This is a genomic window from Erythrobacter sp., from assembly GCF_038133525.1.
GTDB lineage: Bacteria > Pseudomonadota > Alphaproteobacteria > Sphingomonadales > Sphingomonadaceae > Qipengyuania.
Genome location: NZ_JAYPTL010000129.1, coordinates 1 through 2,689, shown reverse-complemented (window position 1 = coordinate 2,689; position 2,689 = coordinate 1). Strand labels below are relative to the sequence as shown.

Annotated in this window: 7 protein-coding genes; all 7 read left to right on the top strand. The window is 62.1% G+C overall.

Annotated features, from left to right (window positions below):
• Nucleotides 1-678 (top strand): 30S ribosomal protein S3 (rpsC, locus tag AAFM29_RS17010; protein WP_341713923.1); only part of this gene is annotated, 678 nt, incomplete at its 5' end.
• Between the two features lie 21 nt (nucleotides 679-699).
• On the top strand, nucleotides 700-1,134 hold the full coding sequence (gene rplP, locus AAFM29_RS17005; RefSeq protein WP_173214998.1) for a 50S ribosomal protein L16: 435 nt from the start codon (nucleotides 700-702) through the stop codon (nucleotides 1,132-1,134).
• On the top strand, nucleotides 1,134-1,340 hold the full coding sequence (gene rpmC / locus AAFM29_RS17000) for a 50S ribosomal protein L29 (protein ID WP_341713922.1): 207 nt from the start codon (nucleotides 1,134-1,136) through the stop codon (nucleotides 1,338-1,340). The genes rplP and rpmC overlap by 1 nt, the downstream gene beginning before the upstream one ends.
• A gap of 10 nt (nucleotides 1,341-1,350) precedes the next feature.
• The gene (rpsQ, locus tag AAFM29_RS16995) at nucleotides 1,351-1,641 is read left to right on the top strand and encodes a 30S ribosomal protein S17 (RefSeq protein ID WP_173214996.1); all 291 of its coding nucleotides are present in this window, start codon (nucleotides 1,351-1,353) and stop codon (nucleotides 1,639-1,641) included.
• Nucleotides 1,642-1,703: 62 nt separating this feature from the next.
• Nucleotides 1,704-2,072, top strand: coding sequence for a 50S ribosomal protein L14 (gene rplN / locus AAFM29_RS16990; RefSeq protein WP_006831888.1), 369 nt, complete (start codon nucleotides 1,704-1,706; stop codon nucleotides 2,070-2,072).
• Nucleotides 2,072-2,392, top strand: coding sequence for a 50S ribosomal protein L24 (gene rplX / locus AAFM29_RS16985; RefSeq protein ID WP_173214995.1), 321 nt, complete (start codon nucleotides 2,072-2,074; stop codon nucleotides 2,390-2,392). The genes rplN and rplX overlap by 1 nt, the downstream gene beginning before the upstream one ends.
• Nucleotides 2,385-2,689, top strand: a 305-nt coding sequence (gene rplE / locus AAFM29_RS16980; RefSeq protein WP_341713921.1) for a 50S ribosomal protein L5, incomplete at its 3' end; no start/stop codon positions are given. The genes rplX and rplE, both read left to right, overlap by 8 nt.

Below are 2,689 nucleotides of genomic sequence, written 5' to 3'. Positions count from 1 at the left end.
CCGATCGGTCTGCGCCTGCAGATCAACCGCACCTGGGACAGCCGCTGGTACGCCGAAGGGCGCGACTATGCCAAGCTGCTCAAGGAAGACGTCGAGATCCGCAAGTTCATCGTCGACACGCTGCCGCAGGCCGCGATTTCGAAGGTGGTGATTGAACGTCCGGCAAAACTGTGCCGCGTTTCGATCTATGCTGCCCGCCCCGGTGTGATCATCGGCAAGAAGGGCGCGGACATCGAGAAGCTGCGCTCGCAGCTGTCGAAGATGACCGACAGCGAAGTGAAGCTGAACATCGTCGAGATCCGCAAGCCGGAAATCGACGCCAAGCTCGTCGCCCAGGGCATCGCCGACCAGCTGGTCCGCCGCGTCGCCTTCCGTCGCGCCATGAAGCGCGCTGTGCAGTCGGCTCTCCGCCTCGGCGCGGAAGGCATCAAGATCACCTGCGGCGGCCGTCTCGGCGGCGCGGAAATCGCACGTGTGGAATGGTACCGTGAAGGTCGCGTTCCGCTGCACACGCTCCGCGGCAACGTTGACTACGCCACTGCCGAAGCGCTGACTGCCTATGGCATCATCGGCATCAAGTGCTGGATCTTCAAGGGCGAGATTCTCGCGCACGATCCGACCGCACAGGACCGCCTGATGATGGAAGCGCAGACTTCCGGCGTCCGCCCGGCTCGCTGATTGCAGGATTAGGAAAGAACCATGCTGCAACCGAAGAAAACCAAGTACCGCAAGGCGTTCAAGGGCAAGATCCATGGCAACGCCAAGGGTGGCACCACGCTGAACTTCGGGTCCTACGGCCTGAAGGCGCTGGAACCTGAGCGCGTTACCGCGCGCCAGATCGAAGCCGCGCGTCGTGCGATTACTCGCCACATCAAGCGCCAGGGCCGTCTGTGGATCCGCGTGTTCCCCGACGTGCCGGTTTCGAAGAAGCCTGCCGAAGTCCGTCAGGGTAAGGGCAAGGGCTCGATCGAATATTGGGCAGCTCGCGTAAAGCCGGGCCGCATCCTGTTCGAACTCGACGGCGTTGCCGGCCCGCTGGCCGCCGAAGCGTTCGAGCGTGCAGCCATGAAGCTGCCGATCAAGACCAAGGTTGTTGCCCGCCTCGGCGACACCTCGCACCTGGGAGGCGAATAATGGCCAAGATTGAAGACCTTCGCCAGAAGACCGACGACCAGCTGGACGAAGAACTGACCTCGCTGAAGCGCGAGCAGTTCAACCTCCGCTTCCAGGCGGCGACCAACCAGCTCGAGGCTCCGGCCCGCATCCGCGAAGTCCGCCGCACGATCGCCAAGATCAAGACGCTGCAGACCCAGCGCGCCAGCGCCGCAGCCAAGGCTTAAGGAGTAGACCATGCCCAAGCGTATCCTGATCGGGACCGTCACCTCCGACAAGACCGACAAGACCGTGACCGTGCTCGTCGAGCGTAAGGTGAAGCATCCCCTGTACGGGAAGATCATCCGTCGTTCGAAGAAGTACCACGCCCACGACGAAAACAACGAGTTCACCCTCGGCGACGTCGTGCGGATCGAAGAAACCAAGCCGATCTCCAAGACCAAGACCTGGCAGGTGATCGATCGCGTTACCGCAGGTGGCACGCAGGCAGTCGAGGCTGACCTCGACGTTGCAGCCGCCGGTAACTGAGCAGTTAGACGTTAGGAACTGCCGGACTGGTTCCGGCAAGCCATTGAGAAGGAACCGGATCGATGATCCAGATGCAATCCAATCTCGACGTCGCGGACAACAGCGGCGCCAAGCGCGTCCAGTGCATCAAGGTACTGGGCGGCTCGAAGCGCCGGACTGCTTCCGTGGGCGACGTGATCGTGGTTTCCGTCAAGGAAGCCCAGCCGCGCACCAAGGTGAAGAAGGGCGACGTCCATCGCGCCGTGATCGTGCGCACCAAGAAGGACGTGCGCCGTCCCGACGGCAGCGTGATCCGCTTCGACAGCAACGCCGCGGTTCTCGTCAACAAGAACGAAGAGCCGATCGGTACCCGTATCTTCGGCCCCGTCGTGCGTGAACTGCGCGGCCGTGGCTTCATGAAGATCATTTCGCTCGCTCCGGAGGTGCTGTAATGGCCGCCGCCAAGATCAAGAAGGGTGACAGCGTCGTCGTCCTGTCCGGCAAGGACAAGGGCAAGACCGGCACCGTCGCGAAGGTTATGCCGAAGGACGGCAAGATCGTCGTCGAAGGCGTGAATATCGCTGCCCGTCACCGCAAGCCGACCCAGCTCAACCCGCAGGGTGGCATCGACCGCTTCGAAGCGCCGATGGCCATCAGCAAGGTTGCGCTGGCCGATCCCAAGTCCGGTAAGCCCACCCGCGTCCGCTTCGAAACGAAGGACGGGAAGAAGGTGCGCGTTGCCGTCAAGTCCGGGGAGACCATCGATGGCTGATTATACCCCCCGCATGCGCACGCGCTATGACGAGACCATCGTCAAGGCGATGACCGACAAGTTCGGTTACAAGAACGCGCTGGAAGTTCCGAAGCTCGAAAAGATCACGCTCAACATGGGCGTGGGCGAAGCGAGCCAGGACAAGAAAAAGGTCCAGACTGCGGCTGAGGAAATGGCGCTGATCGCCGGTCAGAAGCCGGTCATCACCAAGGCGAAGAAGTCGATCGCGCAGTTCAAGCTGCGTGAAGGCATGCCGATCGGTTGCAAGGTCACCCTGCGCCGCGAACGCATGTACGA

Bases quoted from the DNA above. Each gene is read 5' to 3' on its own strand.
- rplP (WP_173214998.1), top strand. From the start codon at position 700: ATGCTGCAACCGAAGAAAACCAAGTACCGCAAGGCGTTCAAGGGCAAG.
- rplN (WP_006831888.1), top strand. From the start codon at position 1,704: ATGATCCAGATGCAATCCAATCTCGACGTCGCGGACAACAGCGGCGCC.
- rpmC (WP_341713922.1), top strand. From the start codon at position 1,134: ATGGCCAAGATTGAAGACCTTCGCCAGAAGACCGACGACCAGCTGGAC.
- rplX (WP_173214995.1), top strand. From the start codon at position 2,072: ATGGCCGCCGCCAAGATCAAGAAGGGTGACAGCGTCGTCGTCCTGTCC.
- rpsQ (WP_173214996.1), top strand. From the start codon at position 1,351: ATGCCCAAGCGTATCCTGATCGGGACCGTCACCTCCGACAAGACCGAC.